Source organism: Stenotrophomonas maltophilia (genome assembly GCF_004920835.1).
Taxonomy (GTDB): Bacteria; Pseudomonadota; Gammaproteobacteria; order Xanthomonadales; family Xanthomonadaceae; genus Stenotrophomonas; species Stenotrophomonas maltophilia_AQ.
The window spans coordinates 1-20,247 of the sequence record NZ_QFHO01000017.1; the positions used below are offsets into that span (position 1 = coordinate 1).

The following is a 20,247-nucleotide window of genomic DNA, read 5'->3' on the forward strand; positions in this document are numbered from 1 at the left end:
CGATAGGGCCGTCGTGCTGGGTGTAGATGAAACGGCCCTGGTGGTCGCTCAGGCAGGTCAGCAGCAGGGTGTAGTGGGTGGGGCCGGCCGGGTGGGCTTCGGTCATCTGTATTTCCGCGGTGTGCAGGGCCAGGCGCTGGTAGTGGTAGCTGCCGCCGATGCGGAGGTCGGTGCCGAGGATGTCCAGCACGTACTGGCTGCCGGCAAAGCTGACCTGCACCATGCGTCCGGCATTGGGGTTGTCCGGTGCGTAAAGCGCGTCGCTGAGGTTGGTGAACTGGCGCTGGTCCAGCGTGGTGGGCAGGGTGCAGTTGGCGGCGGTAGCCAAGGCCGGGCAGAGCAGGGCGGCGAGCAGGGTGAGGCGATGCATGGTGGGACCTCCTTGGGATGTCCTTGCAATGCACCGCACTGCGGCCCTGCTGTCTTTAGGAAAACGTGCAAATGCAGTGGGGTCGGATCCCTTTCCTGTGGAAAGGGATCCGACCCCGAGTACTGGAAACACGAACGCCCGGGCAAGCCCAGGCGTTCGTGCCCCCTTCATGCTGGTGACGCGCTTCAGCTGGCCAGTTCGGCCTGTTCACGCTCGATGCCGTACTTGCGCAGCTTTTCCACCAGGGTGGTGCGGCGCAGGCCGAGCAGCTGGGCGGCGTGGGCGACCACGCCCTGGGTGCGTTCCAGTGCTTCGTTGATCAGGCCCAGTTCGATGTTGGCCATGTGGTTGCGCAGGTCCATGCCCTCGTCGGGCAGTGCGACCGGTGCAGCCGGGCGATTGACGGCGATGCCGTGCTCCAGCGCCGGTTGGTTGCCACTGCCCGGGGTGTGGAACGAGAAGCTGCGCAGGTCCAGGCGTTCTTCGCTGGCGATGGGCTGCGCCGGTGTCGGTGCGGCCGCTGCTGCCAGGACGGCATCGCCACGGTAGCGCGCCGGCAGATCCTGCACGCGTACCGAGCCACCCGGATGCAGCACGGCGAGGCGCTCGACCAGATTGGTCAGCTCACGCACGTTGCCCGGCCACTCGTAGCCTGCCAGTGCCTGCAGCGCTTCGGCGGTAAAGCGCACTTCGCCGCGACCGGTGCGGGCCAGCTGCGTGGCGATGGTCTCCACCAGCGCCGGCAGGTCTTCGCGGCGTTCGCGCAGGGCTGGCACATCGATCGGGAACACGTTGAGGCGGTAGAACAGATCCTCGCGGAACTTGCCTTCGGCGATACGGGTTTCCAGGTCGCGGTGGGTGGCAGCGATCACCCGCACATTGCAGCGGATGGTCTGGTTGCCACCCACGCGCTCGAAGCTGCGCTCCTGCAGCACGCGCAGCAGCTTGACCTGCATCGGCAGGCTCATGTCGCCGATTTCGTCGAGCAGCAGAGTGCCGCCCTCGGCCATTTCAAAACGGCCCTTGCGTGCGGTCAGTGCACCGGTGAAGGCGCCCTTTTCGTGACCGAACAGCTCGCTTTCCAGCAGGTCCGGTGGAATGGCACCGCAGTTGATCGCCACGAACGGGCCATCGCGGCGCGGCGAGCGCTGGTGGATCGAGCGCGATACAACTTCCTTGCCGGTACCCGACTCGCCCAGCACCAGCACGGTGGTGTCGAAGGCGGCTACCTGTTCGATCATGGTGCGCAGTTCGGTAACCGCCGGGCCATGGCCGGTCGGGCCCTGTTCCTGCACGGCACCGGCCTGGTGCTCGGCATCCAGGCGCTTGAGGCTGGCGCGACGCAGCAGGGCTTCCATCTGCGTATGCCGCAGCGGGGTTTCCAGCGGCCAGATGTTGGCTTCATGCAAGCCGTGCCGCTGCGCGAACGCGGTGGCTTCGCCATCGGCCAGCAGCACCGGCGGTGGCAGGCTGCTGCCGCCGAGCCAGTTGTACAGCGCGGTGCTGGCGGCGCTGTCGTCCAGGCTGCCGACGATCACTGCCATCCAGTCGTTCTGGCGCTGGCGGCCCAGGTCGAAGTCGGCCGCGTCGGAGACCCAGCGCGGGTTGAAGTCCATGAATTCGAGCAGGGCAACGGTGCGCTCTGCGCGCACGGCGTCGTTGTCCAGCACCAGGATGCGCGATTCGCTCACGACTGATCCTCCCTGAGGCCTTCCAGGATCGGCATGACTTCCTGGATGTAGGACAGCTTGCTGACGAAGTTGTCGGCGCCGGCGCGCAGCGCGTGTTCGCGGTGCTCGACGTCGTCGAAGTGGCTGGCGATCACGATGTACGGGGCATCGTCCTGCGACTTGATCAGGCGGGTGGCCTGCAGGCCGCCCATCTCCGGCATTGCCAGATCCATCAACACCACCTGCGGGCGCAGTGTTTCCGAACGCTCGATCGCTTCCAGGCCGTTGCCGGCACTGCCGACGATCTGCAGCCAGTCGATCTTGCGGAAATGACGCATCGCCGCGTTGATGAAGCCCTCGTGGTCATCGACCAGCAGGACCGTGAGCTTGTTCATGTCCAACATCCTTTTCAGCCCACCCGGGCCAGCTGCGGTTGCCTGGCGCTGAGCCGGCGCCGTTCACGGGCCGGGGCGATATCCAGTTGTTCTCGGTATTTTGCGACGGTTCGGCGGGCAATGTTGACCCCCTGGCGTGACAGCAGGCCGGCAATGGCCTCGTCGGCCAGCGGCCGGCCGGCCGGTTCGGCGTCGATCAGACGGCGGACCATGGCCTTCACGGCCTGGCCGGAGACGCTGGCGCCCTCAAGGCGCACGGCGAAGAAGTGCTTCAGTTCGAAGGTACCGCGCGGGGTCTGCAGGAACTTGCCGGTGGTGATGCGCGAGACCGTGGACTCGTGCATGCCGATCTCTTCGGCCACTTCCTTCAGGGTCAGCGGTGCCATGGCTTCGTCGCCACGCACCAGGAATGCGGCCTGGCGTTCGACGATCACCCGTGCGGTGCGCAGCAGGGTGTCATAGCGCATCGACAGGCCGCGGCTGAACCAGCGCGCCTCCTGCAGCATTTCGCGCAGCGCCGGGGCGGCATCGCTGGTCTCGGCCAGGGCCTGCTCGTACTGGCTGTTGATCGAGACGCGGCGGCTGGTGGCCGGGTTCAGCGCGACTTTCCACTGGCCATCGGCGTGCCAGGCGACGACGTCCGGCACCACCACGGCGTTGCGCTCCGGCAGCAGGCTGTCGCCTGGGCGCGGCTGCAGCGACAGGATCAGGCGCACCGCTTCGCGCACGTCTTCGATTTCTGCGTCGTGCTGGCGGGCGAGGGCGGGGTAGTCGTGCGCAGCCAGTGCATCAAGCGCGCCCTCGAGAATGCGTGCTGCCAGGTGGCGTGCAGGTACCACGCCGTGCAGGCTGCGCAGCTGTGCCTGCAGGCCTTCGCGCAGGTCCTGTGCGGCCATGCCGGCGGGCTCGCCGTGCAGCAGCTGCTGGCGAATGGTTTCCACGCCGTTGGCGGCGATGTCGAACTGGGCGCTGGCCAGCAGCTGCAGCTGGGCCAGCGGCGCCTGCAGGTAGCCGGCCTCGTCGCAATGGTCCAACCAGAACGCAGCTACCGCGAGCTCACGGTCGTCCATGTCCAGCGACAGCCTCTGCAGCACCCGCAGCTGCGGGTCGCTGGATTCGCCTGCAGCGATGCGTGCCATGCGGTCATCGTCGCCATCCTGCCAGCTGCTGCCGGCCACATCCCACATCGAGGATTCGGGCAGCTCGTCGAAGGCAGCCGTTTCCAGGGTGGTGGCGCCGGCATCGGTGGATTCGGCAGTGGGGGCTTCAGCTTCTTCGATTTCCAGCAGCGGGTTGGAATCCAGAAGCCGCTGGATTTCCTGCTCCAGGTGCAGGCCGTCGAGCTGCAGCAGCCGGATCGACTGCAGCAACTGCGGGGTGAGGTGAAGTTGTTGGCCCAGCTGGGTCGAGAGTGCAGCCTTCATCGTGGTTCCCCGGCACCGCTCCCCGGCGCCTTGTGGAACGCATCTTGCTTTTGATCCGGCGGGGGCGGAATCGGGGGGTTCCTGAGGGCCCTGGTGGATATCCCGACAGCGTGTGGGGATATTCCCTACATTGGCGCGGAATGTTGACGATGAGTGTCGCCAAGTTGTTGATTCGTCGTGGGTGACGAAGAGTGGCGGCGGACCTGCGTGTACGGATTCCTGTCGGGGCGTGTCGGGGTGACGGGAAGTCGTCGTCAGTGAAGGGGCTGGGTGTGGGTTGGCTGCGTCGGCTGTTGATAGAGACGATTGCCGGTAGAGTCGACTGTTAGTCGACTGCTCTCTGATCAGACCAAGGAAAAGGCCCGCGCTCCGCGCGAAAGTCGACTCTACCAATTGCCCACTCTACCCAGCCATCGTTTCGCGCCGCCGAGGCTCGCGCTTATTCCAGCTCGTGCTGGTGGCGCGCGGCGAGCAGCAACAGGTCGTTGGCGCGGCGGCAGCCCAGCGACTCCATCATGCGTGCACGGTGGGTTTCCACCGTCTTGACACTGATGCCGAGGTCAGCGGCGATTTCCTTGTTGCTCTCGCCCTTGCCGATGCGGCGCAGGATCTCGCGTTGGCGCGGTGACAATGCGGCAATGCCGGTAGGCTTCTCGCGGCCGAGCATCGGCGCCAGCATCTTGGCCGAGATCTGCGGGCTCAGGAATACCTGGCCGGCGTGCGCGGCACGCAGCGCCAACTCAAGCTCCTGTGGCGCCGCATCCTTGACCACGAAACCGACCGCGCCGCGATCGAGCGCATCGCGTACGTGTGCCGCATCGTCGTGCATGGTCATCATCACCACCCGGGTGCCGGGGGCGCGCAGGCGGATGTCGCTGAGGGCTTCCAGGCCGGTGCGGCCGGGCAGTGACAGGTCCATCAGGATCACGTCCGGGGCGTGCTGCAGGGCCAGCTGCAGTGCCTGCTCGGCATTGCTGGCCTCGGCGACGAGCTGCACGTCGGCAAACCCCTGCAACAGCCGCGCCAGGCCGGCGCGGACAAGGGTGTGATCGTCGACGATGAGAACTCGCACAGGCACGTTGGAGGTCCGTGAGGGGAGTCCACCTTAACTTAGCTGAACGGGCACGCCAAGGGCCGTCCGTACTGCTTCATGCTGACAGCTTTCAGCGTGCGCGACGCGCTTCGGCCACCTGGCGACGATGCAGGCGGAACAGATGCCGCTCCATCGCCATTTCCAGGCCGTCACCGAGGCGCTGGAAGCGCAGCCAGAGATAGTGACCACCGCCGCCATCAGCGGCTTCGGCAATCACCTCCACCGGCAGGTCAATATGGTCGGGCAGCCAGTCGCTGGGCTGCAGGCGAACCACGCCGGCCTGGCCGGGACTGGCGCCGCTGCGCGGACCCAGTTGCAGGCGGATGCCGCGGCGTGACCAGCGCACCGGGCGCAGGGTCAGCTCCTGGCCCTGCTGGCGAACCAGCCGGCCGAGCAGCACCATCGCCAGGTCCAGCTTGGCCTCCAGGCGCTGCAGCTGCAGGCTGGCTTCACTGCGTTCTTCATGTTCGTCGACCCGGCTGTCCTCGACCAGCGCCAGGCTGCGCAGCAGGCCTTCGGCGCTGCTGGTACGGCCAGCGGCGCTGCCCGCTTGAAATTCGGCCGGCAGTGCCAGTTCGCAGCTGAGCGTTTCGTCGAACAGCTCGCTCTCGGCCGGGTGGTGCAGCGACGTGGTCGGCAATTGGGTCATGCCAGCGATTCTGCCTGCAGGTAGGCATGCGCCGCGCGAAGGGAGCGCTGACCGTCGTTCATCAGTGCGGCCACGGCATCACGGCGCTGGCGCAGCAGGCCGAGCAGATTCTGCTGGCGCTCGAACAGGGCCGTCAGCGGAGCGTGGTCGGCGGAGGTCAGCGGCTGGCTGAGCAGGGTATGCAGGGTGCTGTCATGGCCGTCGAGCAGGCTGTCGGCCTGGTCGAGGGATTCTTCGCCCAAGGCCTTCTCGAAGGCATCCAGCTGCGCATGCAGTTCGTGCAGGCTCATGGCGCCACCGCGGCCGGGCGGCGCTGTTCCTGCGGGATCGCATTCCAGGCGCTGTCGATCTCGCCCAGCAGCTGCAGCGACTCGTCCAGCGCGGCACGGTCGTTGTGCAGGTTGGCCTCGGTCAGACGCTGCAGCACGTAGTCGTACAGTGCGGACAGATTTCCGGCGATCTCGCCGCCGGCCTCATGGTCCAGCGAGCCGTTGAGGTGGCCGACGATCGCACAGACCTCGCCGATCGCCTTGCCCTTGCCGGCCTGGTCGCCACGCTCGAGGCTGGCCAGGGCACGCCGCACGCGCTCCAGCGCACCGGCCAGCAGCATCGCCACCAGCTTGTGCGGATCGGCATCGGCGACCGCACTGGTCACTCCCACCTGGCGGTACTGCTCGGCATATTGACGGCTGGAACCGTACATTCGTGATTCTCCTTGCGCGGGGTGCCGCCGGCAGGTCGTGGGGACCGTTGCCGGCGGTGCGGCGTTGATTGCTGTTGCGTCCGTTATCGGTGCGTTACACGCCAAACTTGAGCGTCGAACGCATTCCTTTAGCGGTTCAGCTGTGCCAGCTGTTGCTGCAATGCGGTGTTGCTCTGCTGCAGTTTGCCCATCAGGCTGTCGAGCGCCAGGAACTGCTTCTTGTAGCGTTCCTCGACGCCCTTCATGCGGACGTCCAGGTCCTTGCGTCGCTTGTCGATGTTGTCCAGCGTGGTGTTCAGGCCCTTGGTACGGGCGACGAAGGCGCCTTCCTTGCCCGTGGTCGTACTGACGTAACCGTCGACCATCGTGTAGAGCTTGCCGGCGCCGCCGGTATCACCGGTGATCGCCGAGCGGATCTTCTCCGGCTGGCTGGCAAGCGCTGCTGCGAACTTGGTCGCATCCAGCACCAGGCTGCCGTCGGCATTGGGATAGCCACGGGTCTGCAGGCCGAGCTTCTTCGGATCCAATCCATCTGCGGACAGGTCCTTCAGCACAGCGCCCATCAGCGAGCGCAGCTGACTGGATGCGCCGCGCATCTGCGCATCGCCCGTCAGCGTCGCCGCCTCCTTGGTCTTGGCGTCGTACTTGGTCTCGGTATTGATGGCGGCGATCGCATCGTTGTAGGCCTTGACGAAGTCCTGCATCACCTTGGTGGCTGCAGTGGTGTCGGTACTGATCACGACCGTGCTCTTGCCCCTGACCTTGAGGTTCAGGGTCAGGCCCGGTACGGCGTCGGTCACGGTGTTGCTGTCGCTGATCACCGTAACGCCATCGATGGTCAGCTCGGCATCCGCCGCGGCTGTGTTCTCACGGAGGCTGCCGACAAGCTCGCTCAGTTTTGGATCGCTGCCACCGTATTCAAGCTTGATCGCATTGGCGGCGCCGGTCTTCTCCTGAGCGATCGACAGGTACTGGTTGTCGCCCGAAGCGATCAGGGTCGCCTGCACGCCTTCCTTGCGGCCGGCGGCATCGATCTTATTGCGCACGGTGGTCAGCGTGTCGCCGGCCTCCACCTCGACCTTCATCGTCTTTGCCTTGTCGCCCACGCCAACGGTCAGCGTCAAGGTTCCGGCGCCGAAGGTGTCGGTCTTGGGCACCGAGGCGTTGGCAATCAGCTTGTGTGCCGTTGCGAGGGATTTCACCTCCACCTGGTGCGTGCCGTTGGCCGCTGCCGCCTTGGTCAAACCCTGGTCGTACAGTGCCACCGACGCCGACAGCACGTCGTCGGCATTGTTGGGGCCGGCCTTGCCGGTGGCGGTTACTGTGCGGGTGTCGAAGGCTGTTGTGGCCTTCAGTGCGGTCAATGCAGTCTTCAGCTTGTCAAAGGCCGAGGTGACGGTGCCGATCGACGACAGCTGCATCTTGGCCTTGGACTGCTGCAGGTTCAGCGCGTTGTCGGCGGGCTTGCGGTCGGCCGCCACCAGCTGGCTGACGATGTCCGAAATATTCAGGCCCGAGCCGATGCCGCCGTATCCAAAGCTTGCCATGTGATTCTCCTGGTATCGGGCCTGGCCGCTAGGCGCTGGCCCGTCGTCAACGAAAATAGCGGCCTGCGCCGCTGGGTCTTGAGGACTTCGTTGATGCATGCGCCGTGCCAATGCTCTGGCGCAGGTTCTGGCACGCAGGTTGCAGGAGGGTTGGGGCAGGGTGCGGGGAGATTCACCGCGGGCTGCCGGGAGTCTGCAAAAAACCCTCCCCCAATGCAGGGGAGGGCACAGGCTACTGACAATCGGGGGGAGACGAAGCCGCCCGGTACGTACAGTCAAAGGTACAGCGCTGAAAGAGAGGTCCGCAGGAGCGGGCGATGCCAAGCCGGTTCGGGAGTAATCCCGGGCCGGGCATGGCCCGCGCCTTCGTGCATCGTGGCTTCCCGGTTGCCGCTACCGTCGGGACTAACCGACGGTAGCGGCGCCTTCTTGCCGTGGATCAGCGCAGCAGGCTGAGCACGCCCTGCGGCACCTGGTTGGCCTGGGCCAGCATGGCCGTACCGGCCTGCTGCAGGATCTGGGTGCGGGTCAGCTCGGCGGTTTCCTTGGCGAAATCGGTATCCTTGATGCGGCTACGCGAGGCGGACATGTTCTCCGAGGAGGTCTGCAGATTAGCCACCACCGAGGTGAAGCGGTTCTGGATCGCACCGAGGTCGGCCCGGGTGCTGTTGATCGAGCCCAGTGCGTTGTCGACGACCTGGAGGGCCTGCTGGGCTCCAGCGAAGGTGCTGATGTCCAGGTCACCCACGCGCTTCGGCGAGGATGCCGGAGTGCTGGCAGCATAGGTTGCGCCGGTTGCCATGTTTGCCGTGATTGCTGTGGTGCCTTCCTTCCAGGCGTCCAATACCACGTCACCTGCGCTATCGACGGTTGCAGTTACACCATGATCGCCAGTCTTGGCGTTGATCGATGCTGCCAGCGCATTGCCAACTGCCAGCTTGCCAGCGGCGGCAGCGGCGCCGGTGTCTGCATAGGCATCGGTGGAGCTTGCGGCAACGGTAACGTCGGCAATATCAGTGCCATTGATCTTCAGGCCGGCCATGCTGACCGCGTTGTAGCCGAAGGTCGTGGCAGGCGCGCCGGCACCAGTCGTGGCAACGGCTGCGACCGTGATCTTGCCCGAAGCAAAGTCGGTCGCACCCAGCGCGGTAGAGCGCGCGTCGACAATCTTGTCGATCGCAATGCCCTGGCCGGCGTTGGCACCGACCTGGAACAGCTGGCTGGTGAACGAGCCATCCAGCAGCTTGGTGCCGTTGAACTCGGATTGTTTGGCAACGCGATCGATTTCTGCCTTCAGCTGGGTGACTTCCGACTGCAGTGCCTTGCGATCGCTGGCAGAGTTGGTGGCGTTTGACGACTGCACGGCCAGTTCACGGATACGCTGCAGGTTGTTACCGATCTCGGTCAGTGAGCCTTCGGCGACCTGGGCCAGCGAGATGCCGTCGTTGGCATTGCGGATGGCGACGTCGGTACCGCGGATCTGGGTGCCGAAGCGCTCGGAGATTGCCAAGCCGGCGGCATCGTCCTTGGCGCTGTTGATGCGCGAACCGGAGGACAGGCGCTGGATGGTGGTGGCAAGCGAGCTGCCGCTGGTGCTCAGGTTGCGCTGAGCGTTCAACGACATCGTATTGGTATTGATGACTTGTGCCATGATCATTTTTCCTTTGGCTAAGTACTCAGGTGCAAGGATTGGAGGCCGGTGTTGCCACGCGGCCTCATATCATCGGTTTGGGATCAGCGCAGGAGGCTGAGCACGCCCTGCGGCACCTGATTGGCCTGGGCCAGCATGGCCGTACCGGCCTGCTGCAGGATCTGGGTGCGGGTCAGCTCAGCGGTTTCCTTGGCGAAGTCCGTGTCCTTGATGCGGCTGCGTGAAGCCGACATGTTCTCCGAGGAAGTCTGCAGGTTCGCGACCACCGAGGTGAAGCGGTTCTGGATCGCACCGAGGTCAGCGCGAGTGCTGTTGATCGAACCCAGAGCATTATCGATGGTCGACAGCGCCTTCTGGGCACCGGCGAGAGTCGAAACGTCGACTTCCGAGATGTGTTCGGTCGATGCCGTTCCGGCGGCGAATGCCACTGCGGTCGCACCGATCTTGACATCAATGTCGGCGGCCGCCATCGCGACGCCATCCTTGACCTGAGTCAGATTGATCTTGCCGGCAGCCTTGTCCATGACTGCCAGAACACCGGTTTCACCGATCTTGGCATTGATTGCGGTAATGACGGCCTGATTCTGCTCGTCTGCGGTCGCATCCTTCTTCAGTGCGACGGCATCAAGCTTGATGTCTTTCCCGCCCACCTTGATTGTGCCCGTGAGGTCGCCATCAGCAGCCAGCGGAGCAGCAACGGCGGTAAGTGCTCCACCAGCGTAGCTGGAGGTACCAAGCTTCGAGACAGTCGCGTCGATCACCTTGTCGATGGCGATGGACTGACCAGCGTTGGCGCCAACCTGGAACAGCTGACTGGTGAACGAGCCGTCCAGCAGCTTGGTGCCGTTGAACTCGGACTGTTTGGCGACGCGGTCGATTTCCGACTTCAGTTGGGTCACTTCAGCCTGCAGCGCCTTGCGGTCGCTGGCAGAGTTGGTAGCGTTCGACGACTGCACAGCCAGCTCGCGGATACGCTGCAGATTGTTGCCGATCTCGGTCAGCGAGCCTTCGGCGACCTGAGCCAGCGAGATGCCGTCGTTGGCATTGCGGATGGCGACGTCGGTACCGCGGATCTGGGTGCCGAAGCGCTCGGAGATCGCCAGGCCTGCGGCGTCGTCCTTGGCGCTGTTGATGCGCGAACCGGAGGACAGGCGCTGGATGGTGGTGGCCAGCGAGCTGCCGCTGGTGCTCAGGTTACGCTGAGCATTCAACGACATCGTGTTGGTGTTGATGACTTGTGCCATGAGGAGAGGTCCTTGAGCGGTTGCACGTGAGTTGGGTTAGACGCCCCCGACGTGCCCCGGGGGCGGCTCATGTCAGCGCTGCAACAGGCTGAGCACGTTCTGCGGTACCTGGTTGGCCTGGGCCAGCATGGCCGTACCGGCCTGCTGCAGGATCTGGGTGCGGGTCAGTTCGGCGGTTTCCTTGGCGAAGTCGGTATCGCGGATGCGGCTGCGCGAGGCCGACAGATTCTCCGAGGAGGTCTGCAGGTTGGCCACCACCGAGGTGAAGCGGTTCTGGATCGCGCCGAGGTCGGCGCGCACGCTGTTGACTGATTCCAGAGCCTTGTCGACGATTGAGAGCGCCTGCTGGGCACCCGCGACGGTGTCAATCTTGATGTCGGCGACATGAACCGGGCTGGCTGCGGGGCCAACCGTGTTCATCGCAACCGGGGTCGTGGCCGGAGCCACCGGCGGCTTGGTCACAGTGATGTCAGTCGCGTTTCCATCCGCCTTGACGGCGGTGAGCGCGACCTCGCCCGGAATGACTGCGCCATTGGCTGCAGTGGCTACTGCAGCGTGCAACCCGGTTTCGCCCAGCTTGTTGTTGATGGCTGCGGCGACGGCCTTCGCCGCGCGCTCCATGTTGGCGTTGTCGACGGCCGGCTCCGGGGTACCGGCCACAGCGCGGGGGGTATAGTCGAACTTGATCTCACCCAGGGACACATTGCCGACCTTCAGGCCGCTCAGCGTACCCTTTGCATCTTCCACATCGGTTGCAGTGAAGGCGATCTTGCCGGCATCGAGGAAGCTTGCTGCCCCGAGCGATTCAGCCTTTGCATCCACCACGCTGTTGATGGCGATCGCCTGGCCAGCGTTGGCGCCGACCTGGAACAGCTGGCTGGTGAACGAGCCGTCCAGCAGCTTGGTGCCGTTGAAGTCGCTCTGCTTGGCGACGCGGTCGATTTCGCTGACCAGCTGGGTCACTTCGGCCTGCAGGGCCTTGCGGTCGCTGCTGGAGTTGGTGGCATTGGAGGCCTGCACGGCCAGTTCGCGGATGCGCTGCAGGTTGTTGCCGACTTCGCTCAGCGAGCCCTCGGCGACCTGGGCCAGCGAGATACCGTCGTTGGCATTACGGATGGCCACGTCCAGGCCGCGGATCTGGGTGCTGAAGCGCTCCGAGATCGCCAGGCCGGCGGCGTCGTCCTTCGCGCTGTTGATGCGCAGACCGGACGAGAGGCGCTGGATGGTGGTGGCCAGCGAGTTGCCGCTGGTGCTCAGGTTGCGCTGAGCGTTGAGCGACATCGTATTGGTGTTGATTACCTGTGCCATGGGGTCGTCTCCTCTTATATGGAACCCGTTGGTGAATGAAACGAAGCGCCGCCTGTTTTTTTGTGTGGCTGTGTGCTTCGTTGTTGCCAAATGAATAACGGCGCTTTGTCAACAACCTTTAGCCGTGAATTCCGTTGGAGCCGTAATTCGTTGCCGGAGGCTGTTTTTCCGGGGTTTTCCAGCCCTGGAAGGGCGTGAAGGCGACCCCGGAAGGGGCGGCTGGGCAAGCCCAGCCAGCGCTGATGAAGGTATCGGCGGGGCAGCGGCGGGCTTGATGGGCAATCACGGAAAATCCGCCGGGCCCCGCCCGGCGAGCGCAGCGGGCCATGGCTGCAGAAACGAAAAAGGCCGCGATGCAGGGCATCGCGGCCTTTCAGGGCTGAGGTGGGAGAGCTGTCAGCCGATCTTGTTGAACAACGACATCGACTGCATCTGCGAGAAGATCGTCTGTGCCGCCTGCAGGGCAGTGCTCTGCAGCTGGTACTGGCTCAGCGCATCGGCATAGTCCAGGTCGCGCATCTGCGACAGCGTGGTCTTCAGGGTCACGCTGTTGGCTTCACGCATGTCGGCAGCATTGTCCAGCGCCTTCAGCTGCGCGCCACCGGCCGCGCGTGAATCGATCATCCGTTCCGATGCGCGCGCCACGTCGCGCAGCGCGCTCTGCAGTTCGTTCTGCTGTGCGCTCATCTTCGCGGTCGTGCCTGTGTCGGCGTCCAGCGCGGTGATCAGCTTGTCCATTGTGTCGAAGATGTCGCGGCTGCTAGCCGGATTAACGTTGAAGCTGTCGCCTGCGGCAGGAGCACCGGTGATCTGCAGGCGTACGCCGTTCACTTCCAGATCATCACCGGCCTTGTAGGTGCCGGTGCCGGTCACATTGCCGGCACCATCGAGCACTTCGTACTGGTTGGCGGCGGTGAAGCGGACACTGAAGGATTGCCCGTTCCAGTTGTCGCTGCCGTCGCGGGTGATGTTGGTCAGCACGCCGTTGCCGGTGTTCCCGGCAGCTGCACCACCATCGACCTGGCCATCACCGGTTGGGATGCGCATGAAGATCTCGCTGCCGGGCAGGGAATCACGCACATAGGTATCCGGGCCGACTTCGACCTGGCGCTGGGTCTGATCACCACGGTAGACCACCTTGCCATTGATCTTGGCGAATGGCGGGTCGCCGTCATTGGTGCCGCCGAACACGTAGCGACCGGTACCATCGTCGGCGTTGGCCAGCGACAGCAGGCCGTCGCGGATCTGGTTCAGTTCGGTGATCAGCGTCTTTTTGTCGGCCGCGCTCAATGCGGGATTGCTGGCCTGGATGGTCAGGTCGTTGACCCGGCCCATCAGATCGTTGACCTGTGCCAGGGTGTTTTCCTGGACGCCAAGGCGGTTCTGCACGTTGCCGGCATTGAGCTTCATCCGGTCCAGTGCGGCCAGGCTGCGGTCCAGGCCGACCGCAGCGCCGGCGCCGACCGGATCGTCCTTGGCGCTGACGATCTTGCTGCCGGTGGCGATCTGCTGCTCCAGGTGGCTGAGCTTGGCCTGCTTGGCCATCATCAGCGACACGGACTGGTTGAACATCATGCTGGTGGAGATGCGGCTGCTCATCGGCGGACGGCTCCCAGGATGGTCTGGAACATGCTGTCGGCGGTGGAGATCAGCTGCGAGGCGGCCTGGTAGGCCTGCTGCAGGCGCAACATGTCGGCCGCTTCTTCATCCAGATTGACGCCGGATACCTCGTCGCGCGCTTCCTGCGCCTTGTCATTGATCACCAGCTGGGCATCCAGCGAGTACTCCGCCGAACGGGCCGCGGCGCCCACCTGGGTGGTCAGGCCACCCAGCGCGCCGTTCAGCGTCACCGTGCCGGCGTTGAACGCCTTGGCGCTCTCCACCTTGGCCAGCTTGGAGGCGTTGCTGTTGTCCGACGATCCGGCCGGGGTCGGGGTGATGTTGAAGGTGTCGCCGACCTTGGGTGCGCCGTCCAGTACGAAGCTCCAGCCGTTGGCACTGATGGTCTGGCCTGGGGTGTAGGTCTGTGGCGGGCCGCCATCGATGGTGTAGGTGGTGGCCGAGGTGAACACGATCGCCGCCGGATTGCGCAGGTTGGCGTTGCTCGAATCGGTGACGGTGACGCCGCTCAGCTTGCCGGTGCCGTTGTTGGCGGTGGCTGCTGCGCCCTTGACTGCCGCAGCGGCAGCGATGCGCGAAGGATCGGTGATCGCGATTTCCATGCTGCCGGCCACGCCGGCGGTCGGCTGCAGCAGGAAGCGGTCATTGGCAGCCGGAGTGCCGCCGACAACCATTTTGACGCCGTTGATCACCAGCGGATCGGCGGCGGTGCCGGTGCCGGTCAGCGGAACATTGGCGCCGGTGTCGGCACGGCTGGCCTTCCAGTTGCTGCCATCGAACTGCAGCACCACGTTCTGCGCGTCCAGCTTGCCCAGGTCGCCATAGGTGGCGGTGAGGCTGCCGGTGCCGGTGTTGCCGTTGTTGGCGGTGACGCGCGGGTTGCCGATGTTGAAGAAATCACCGCCGAGCTTGCCGTACAGGTCCACGCCCTGGTGGTGGGCCTGGTTGAAGCTCTCGGCCAGGCCCACGGCCAGCTTGCCCAGTTCGGCCTGGGCCGGGGTCAGCACGGTGTCGCGGAACTCCAGCAGGCCGCCGATCTGGCCACCGACCGCCTTCGCGTCGAGCCGGATCGTATTGCCCTGGGTTTCCAGCGCCAGCTGCAGCCGTTCCGGCTGGTACGGGTCGGCCACGGTAGTGACCTTCGTCGCCGTGGTGCCCACCACCAGCGCGTTGCCGCCGGCGGTGTAGACATTCATGATGCCGCCGTCCTGGATCACCGCCGTGCCGCCGGTGTAACCAATCAGTTGGGTGATCAGCTGGTCGCGGCGGTCGAGCAGGTCGGGGGCGGCGTTGGCGATGTTGGTGCCGATGGCACCATTGATCTGTGCGATCTCCTGCGCCAGGCGATTGACCTCGGTGGCACCGGCCAGCAGGCCGTTGTTGACCTCGCCGTTGAGGTTGTTGAGGTGCGTGTTGAGCTGCACGAAACGGTTCGCCAGGGCCTTGCCGCCATCAAGCATGTTCTGGCGGTCTGCGGTACCGGCGGCATTGGAGGACAGGCCGCTGACCGAGTCGAAGAAGTTCGACCACACACCGGAGACGTTGGTGGCCGGATCGGAGAACAGCGCATTGACCCGGTCGGCCATGCCCGAGAGCTGCTTCAGGCGCGCCAGTTCGCCACTGCTGTCGAGCAGGCGCGATATCGCCAGCTGGTCGGCCGTGCGGCGGATGTCGGTGATGCGGGTGCCGTTGCCGACCGTGCCGTAACCGTAGTTCTGCGGATCGGCGGTGGCGAAGTTGACCTTCTGCCGGCTGTAGCCGGGCGTGTTGAGGTTGGCCACGTTGTGGCTGGTGGTCGCCAACGCACGCTGGAAGGCGAGCAGGGCACCGGTACCGGTGGAAAGTACGCTGGACATGGGGTTCCTCAACGACGAGTGATACCCAGCGCCGCGGTTGCGGTGCTGGCGAAGGTCTGGCCAAGGCGCGTGCCGGCATCAGCCACGGCGCTTACCGCGCGCTCGATGGTCGGGCCGCCGGCGATCGCGGCGATCTTGGCCGCATAACGCGGATCGGTGGCATAGCCGGCGCGCTGCAGCCCGCGGGCGAAGCCCTGCACATCGGTGCCGGCCTGCAGGGCCTGCTGGTAGCGCGGGCTGGTTTTCAGGAGGCGCACATAGTCGGCGAAGCTCTCGGCCGGCGAGCTGTAGGCACGGAAGCTGGCGGTCTCGTTGCGGCGCACGCCATCGACATATTCGTGGGTGCCGGCCACGGCGCGCTGGCCGTTCCAGCCGTTGGCCTTGATGCCGAACAGATTGTGCGAGGTGCTGCCGTCGGCATGCTTGATGTGGCGCTTGCCCCAGCCGGTTTCCAGTGCGGCCTGGGCCACCAGGGCGCGGGCATCCACGCCCAGTTCCTTGGCCGCGCTCTGCGCGTGCTGCCAGATGCTGGCGACGAAGCCCTCCGGCGTGTGCTCGCCGAGCTGGGCCACGGCGGTACGTGTGGCCATCGCGTCGGCTGGGCTGATCGCGGTGCCGCGGTTGCTGGCGGTGGCCGCCCACTGGTCGCTGCTGGCCGCCCAGTCATCGCCCTGCAGGCTGCCGATATACGGATCATCGGTGCCCAACGAGCGGTGCATGCTGCTGCTTTCACGGCCAGCGATCAGGTCCAGCGCCTGTTCCATCGGCGCAACCGCGGCCTGGGCGCCGTGCTGGGCACCGGCAGCCATCTGCTGCAGCAGGCGTACGGCCTGCCCGCCGTCTTCCAGCGGCAGCGACGGTGCTGGCTTGGCCGGTGCAATGAGCTGGTAGGCACGACTGGCCTTGGCCGCATCCACGCGAGTATCCAGTGCCGGGCCGTCGGCGGCCTGCCCGGACAGCTGCCGGCTGATCATGCCCGACAGGCCCAGGCCCTTGCCGCGGGTCATCGCCTCGGCGATCTTCTGGTCATACATGTCGCGGAACATCTTGTTTTCGCCGGGGAACAGCGAATCGCCAAAGCTGGCGTCACGCATGCTCTTGACCAGCATCTGCGCGAACTGGCCTTCCAGCTGGCGCGCGACCTTGTCGATCTTGGCCGGATCGTTCTGTTGCGCCGGGTGCAGATCGAATGCGGGAGTGATGCGCATATCAGATCACCTCGAGCTCGGCACTCAATGCGCCGGCCTGCTTCAGGGCTTCCAGGATCGCGATGAGATCGCCCGGTGCCGCACCGACCGCGTTCACCGCATGCACGATCTCGTCCAGGGTGGTGCCGCCGCTGAACTTGAACATGCGGCTGCCGTCGTTGGTGGCGGTGATGGTCGACTGCGGGCTGGCCACGGTGCGGCCGCCGGACAACGCATTGGGCTGGCTGACGTTGGTGTTCTCCTGGATCGTCACCGTCAGCGAACCGTGCGAGATTGCTGCCGGGCCGACCTTCACCTGCTGGCCGATGACCACGGTGCCGGTACGCGAATTGACCACCACCTTGGCGGGGGCGCTGCCCGGCGTCAGTTCCAGGTTCTCGATGCGGGCCAGCAGGCCGATGCGCGCGCCCGGGTCAGTAGGTGCGGTGACCGCGACGGTCACGCCATCGACTGCGCGTGCCGCGCCTTCGCCGAACGCGTTGTTGAGCGCGGCGACCATGCGCGAGACCGTAGTGAAATCGTTGTTGTGCAGGTTCAGGGTGATGTCGCCGCCATTGGCCAGCGGATCGGGCAGGGCGCGTTCAACGGTGGCGCCATTGGGAATGCGGCCGACGCTCGGCACGTTCACCGAGACGCGGGAGCCGTCCTTGCCCTGTGCGCCGAAGCCGCCGACGATCAGGTTGCCCTGGGCGATGGCGTAGATCTGGCCATCGGCGCCGCGCAACGGCGCCATCAGCAGCGAGCCGCCGCGCAGCGACACCGCGTTGCCGATCGAGGACACGGTGATGTCGATCGGCTGGCCCGGCTTGGCGAACGGCGGCAGTTCGGCATGGATCGCCACGGCGGCCACGTTCTTCAGCTGCGGGTTGACGTTGGCCGGCACGTTGACACCCAGCTCGCCGAGCAGGTTCTTCAGGCTCTGCACGGTGAAGGGCGCCTGGCTGGTGCGGTCGCCGCTGCCATCCAGGCCGACCACAAGGCCGTAGCCGACCAGCGCATTGCCGCGCACGCCGCCGACCTGGGCCAGGTCCTTGATGCGCTCGGCACTGGCGGGGGCTGCCACGATCAGCAGCATCAGCGCGACGATCGACGCCGCGCGGCGCTGCCAGGAAGAAGAGAAGAAGGAATTCATGGCCATACTCAGAACGGCGTCAGGCCGGAGTTGAAGAAGCGGCTCAGCCAGCCCATCGCGTTGGACTGCGCAACCGGGCCGCGACCGCCGTAGACGATGCGGGCTTCGGCCACGCGGCTGGAAGGAATGGTGTTGTCCTGGCTGATGTCGCCGGGACGGACGATGCCCTGCACCTGCACCAGTTCATCGCCCTGGTTCAGGCGCAGGTTCTTCTGTCCCTGCACCACCAGGTTGCCGTTGGGCAGGCGCTGGATCACGGTGACCGTGACGTTGCCCTGCAGGCGGTTGCTCTGCGCGCTGTTGCCCTTGCCGGTGAAGTCACGTGCACCCTTGGCCGAGGCGCTCAGAATGTCCTTGCCGCCCAGGGTGACCGGTGCGCCGAAGATGGACGGTGTGCCCAGGCTCAGGTTCGATTCCTTGTTGGTGGCGGTGTTGGCACTGGTCTGCGCGGTGGTGTTTTCCAGCAGGCTGATCGTCAGCAGGTCACCTACGTCGCGTGCGCGACGGTCCGAGTACAGCTGCAGGGTCGGGCCAGCGGCGTAGATCGCGCCAGCAGTCGGCTGGGCCTGCGGCGGCATGATCGGCTGGATCGGCGCCATCGTCGGGTAGGGGCGCACGTCACCCGCGATCACGCAGCCACCGAGCAGGGCGGCCACGGCGCAGGCGAGGGCGGTACGGGCGAAGTTGGAAAGGGGCGACATGGCGGTTTCCCGGTTGGGCCGGTCAGAGCTTGTTGTTGAGGTAGCCGAGCATCGAATCGGTGGTGGAGATCGCCTTAGCGTTCATTTCGTAGGCGCGCTGGGTTTCGATCATCGACACCAGCTCTTCCACCACATTGACGTTGCTGCCTTCCAGCGCACCCTGCACCACGGTGCCCAGGCCATTGAGGCCGGGATTGCCGTTCTGTGCCGGACCAGAAGCGGTGGTCTCCAGGAACAGGTTCTCGCCGCGGGCCTGCAGGCCGGCCGGATTGACGAAGTCGGTCAGGGTCAGCGCGCCCACTTCCACCGAAGCGGCACCGTCGGCCATCTTCACGCTGATGGTGCCGTCGGTACCGATGGTGACTGACTGCGCGCCTTCGGGAATCTGGATGCCCGGCTGCACCGGATAGCCGCTGTTGGTGACCAGCTCGCTGTCCTGGTTGATCTTGAACGAGCCGTCACGGGTGTAGGCCGAGCTGCCATCGGGCATCTGTACTTCGAAGAAGCCGCGGCCGTTGACCATCACGTCCAGGGCGCGGCCGGTCTGCTGTTGGCCACCCTGCTCGAAGTTCTTGGCGGTGGCGACCACGCGCACGCCGGTGCCGAGCTGCAGGCCGGTCGGCAGCTGGGTCTGCGCCGAGGAGGAACCGCCGGGCTGGCGCACCTGCTGGTACAGCAGATCTTCGAAGCTGGCACGGTCCTGCTTGAAGCCGGTGGTGTTGGTGTTGGCGAGGTTGTTGGAAACCACCGACATGCGCATCTGCTGCGCATCCAGTCCGGTTTTTGCGATCCACAATGCCTGGTTCATCTTCGCTGTCCTGTCTGGTGAAGCCGGCCGCGTGGTGCGGCCCTTGGTATCGGGTGTGCAAGCGGTGTGCCAGCGCCGGCATCAACCGGCGCCGGAATCCCGTCAGCTGCCCAGGCGCAGCAGGCTGTTGGCGCTGCGTGCGTTTTCGTCGCCGTGCTTGATCACCTGCACCTGCATTTCGTACTGGCGCTGCAGCTGGATCATCTGCACCAGTGCACCGGCAGCATCGACGTTGCTGCCTTCCAGCTGGCCGCTGTGCACCGCCGTGCCCTGTGCCGGGGCGAACGGCTGCAGCGGGTCGGTGTTGCGGAACAGGCCATCCAGGCCGCGCTCGAGGCGCTCATCCGGTGCCTGCACCACTTTGATGCGACCGATCTGCGCCATGGTCTGCGGGCCTTCGCCCTGCGGAATGATCGAGATCGTGCCGTCGGCACCGATCTCCATCGCCTGGTAGGGCGGTATGGCGATCGGATTGTTGTTGTCGTCCAGCACCGGGCGGCCGCTGGAGGTCACCAGCTGCCCGTTGGGTGTCACCGACAGCGCCGCGCCGCGCGTGTACGCTTCGCTGCCATCGCTGGACTGCACGGCCAGCCAGGTGCCGGTCTGCAGGGACAGATCCAGCGGCTTGCCGGTGATGTGCTGCGAGCCGGGCGTACGGTTGAACCCGGCGTCGACATGCAGCGCATCCACCCGCGAGGCAAAGCCCGGGCCACGGATCGGGAAGGCTTCGGTATTGGCCAGCGCTTCCTTGAAGCCAGGGGTATCCGAGTTGGCGAGATTGTGGCTGAGCGTACCCTGCGCCTGCAGGGAGGCGCGGGCACCGGTCATCGCCACGTAAAGGGCTTTATCCATGCGGGGAGTTCCGTGG

19 protein-coding genes are annotated in these 20,247 nt (G+C 65.5%); all 19 read right to left on the minus strand.

From position 1 onward, the window contains the following. On the minus strand, window positions 1-370 hold a 370-nt coding region (locus DI041_RS13025), incomplete at its 3' end, for a hypothetical protein (protein ID WP_136640139.1). Window positions 371-555: 185 nt separating this feature from the next. Beyond that, complete coding sequence (locus DI041_RS13030; RefSeq protein ID WP_136638985.1) at window positions 556-2,061, minus strand: sigma-54 dependent transcriptional regulator; 1,506 nt, start codon at window positions 2,059-2,061, stop codon at window positions 556-558. Further along, on the minus strand, window positions 2,058-2,435 hold the full coding sequence (locus DI041_RS13035; RefSeq protein ID WP_012510975.1) for a response regulator: 378 nt from the start codon (window positions 2,433-2,435) through the stop codon (window positions 2,058-2,060). The genes DI041_RS13030 and DI041_RS13035 overlap by 4 nt, the downstream gene beginning before the upstream one ends. Before the next feature lie 14 nt (window positions 2,436-2,449). Beyond that, window positions 2,450-3,859 carry an RNA polymerase factor sigma-54 gene (rpoN, locus tag DI041_RS13040; protein ID WP_136638986.1) on the minus strand — a complete coding sequence of 470 codons (1,410 nt, stop codon included), beginning with the start codon at window positions 3,857-3,859 and terminating at the stop codon, window positions 2,450-2,452. A 439-nt stretch (window positions 3,860-4,298) separates the two neighbouring features. Next, on the minus strand, window positions 4,299-4,931 hold the full coding sequence (locus DI041_RS13045; protein ID WP_071229198.1) for a response regulator: 633 nt from the start codon (window positions 4,929-4,931) through the stop codon (window positions 4,299-4,301). A 91-nt stretch (window positions 4,932-5,022) separates the two neighbouring features. Further along, the gene (locus tag DI041_RS13050; protein ID WP_006365893.1) at window positions 5,023-5,601 is read right to left on the minus strand and encodes a PilZ domain-containing protein; all 579 of its coding nucleotides are present in this window, start codon (window positions 5,599-5,601) and stop codon (window positions 5,023-5,025) included. Then, window positions 5,598-5,891, minus strand: coding sequence for a hypothetical protein (locus DI041_RS13055; protein WP_100468383.1), 294 nt, complete (start codon window positions 5,889-5,891; stop codon window positions 5,598-5,600). The genes DI041_RS13050 and DI041_RS13055 overlap by 4 nt, the downstream gene beginning before the upstream one ends. Then, a complete protein-coding gene (fliS, locus tag DI041_RS13060) occupies window positions 5,888-6,304 on the minus strand; it encodes a flagellar export chaperone FliS (protein WP_005409561.1) in 417 nt (138 codons plus the stop codon). Before fliS ends, DI041_RS13055 begins: the two co-directional genes overlap by 4 nt. A 128-nt stretch (window positions 6,305-6,432) precedes the next feature. Further along, window positions 6,433-7,851, minus strand: coding sequence for a flagellar filament capping protein FliD (gene fliD / locus DI041_RS13065; RefSeq protein WP_100468384.1), 1,419 nt, complete (start codon window positions 7,849-7,851; stop codon window positions 6,433-6,435). Between the two features lie 439 nt (window positions 7,852-8,290). Continuing rightward, window positions 8,291-9,502 carry a flagellin gene (locus DI041_RS13070; RefSeq protein WP_100469147.1) on the minus strand — a complete coding sequence of 404 codons (1,212 nt, stop codon included), beginning with the start codon at window positions 9,500-9,502 and terminating at the stop codon, window positions 8,291-8,293. A gap of 83 nt (window positions 9,503-9,585) precedes the next feature. Continuing rightward, on the minus strand, window positions 9,586-10,746 hold the full coding sequence (locus tag DI041_RS13075) for a flagellin (RefSeq protein ID WP_100468385.1): 1,161 nt from the start codon (window positions 10,744-10,746) through the stop codon (window positions 9,586-9,588). 72 nt (window positions 10,747-10,818) lie between these two features. After that, window positions 10,819-12,054: a flagellin gene (locus DI041_RS13080; protein WP_054171707.1), complete on the minus strand. Its 1,236-nt coding sequence runs from the start codon at window positions 12,052-12,054 to the stop codon at window positions 10,819-10,821. A 396-nt stretch (window positions 12,055-12,450) separates the two neighbouring features. Next, window positions 12,451-13,653 (minus strand): flagellar hook-associated protein FlgL, encoded by a 1,203-nt coding sequence (gene flgL / locus DI041_RS13085; RefSeq protein ID WP_136638987.1) that lies wholly within the window; start codon window positions 13,651-13,653, stop codon window positions 12,451-12,453. Next, complete coding sequence (gene flgK, locus DI041_RS13090; RefSeq protein WP_136638988.1) at window positions 13,650-15,530, minus strand: flagellar hook-associated protein FlgK; 1,881 nt, start codon at window positions 15,528-15,530, stop codon at window positions 13,650-13,652. Before flgK ends, flgL begins: the two co-directional genes overlap by 4 nt. Before the next feature lie 8 nt (window positions 15,531-15,538). Beyond that, a complete protein-coding gene (flgJ, locus tag DI041_RS13095) occupies window positions 15,539-16,738 on the minus strand; it encodes a flagellar assembly peptidoglycan hydrolase FlgJ (protein WP_136638989.1) in 1,200 nt (399 codons plus the stop codon). Window position 16,739: 1 nt separating this feature from the next. Beyond that, on the minus strand, window positions 16,740-17,876 hold the full coding sequence (locus DI041_RS13100; protein ID WP_006366094.1) for a flagellar basal body P-ring protein FlgI: 1,137 nt from the start codon (window positions 17,874-17,876) through the stop codon (window positions 16,740-16,742). 2 nt (window positions 17,877-17,878) lie between these two features. Then, window positions 17,879-18,571, minus strand: a complete 693-nt coding sequence (gene flgH / locus DI041_RS13105; protein ID WP_012510987.1) for a flagellar basal body L-ring protein FlgH — start codon at window positions 18,569-18,571, stop codon at window positions 17,879-17,881. A 22-nt stretch (window positions 18,572-18,593) separates the two neighbouring features. Next, on the minus strand, window positions 18,594-19,379 hold the full coding sequence (flgG, locus tag DI041_RS13110) for a flagellar basal-body rod protein FlgG (protein ID WP_005409571.1): 786 nt from the start codon (window positions 19,377-19,379) through the stop codon (window positions 18,594-18,596). A 102-nt stretch (window positions 19,380-19,481) separates the two neighbouring features. Then, complete coding sequence (locus tag DI041_RS13115; RefSeq protein ID WP_136638990.1) at window positions 19,482-20,231, minus strand: flagellar basal body rod protein FlgF; 750 nt, start codon at window positions 20,229-20,231, stop codon at window positions 19,482-19,484. Between the last annotated feature and the right edge of the window lie 16 nt (window positions 20,232-20,247).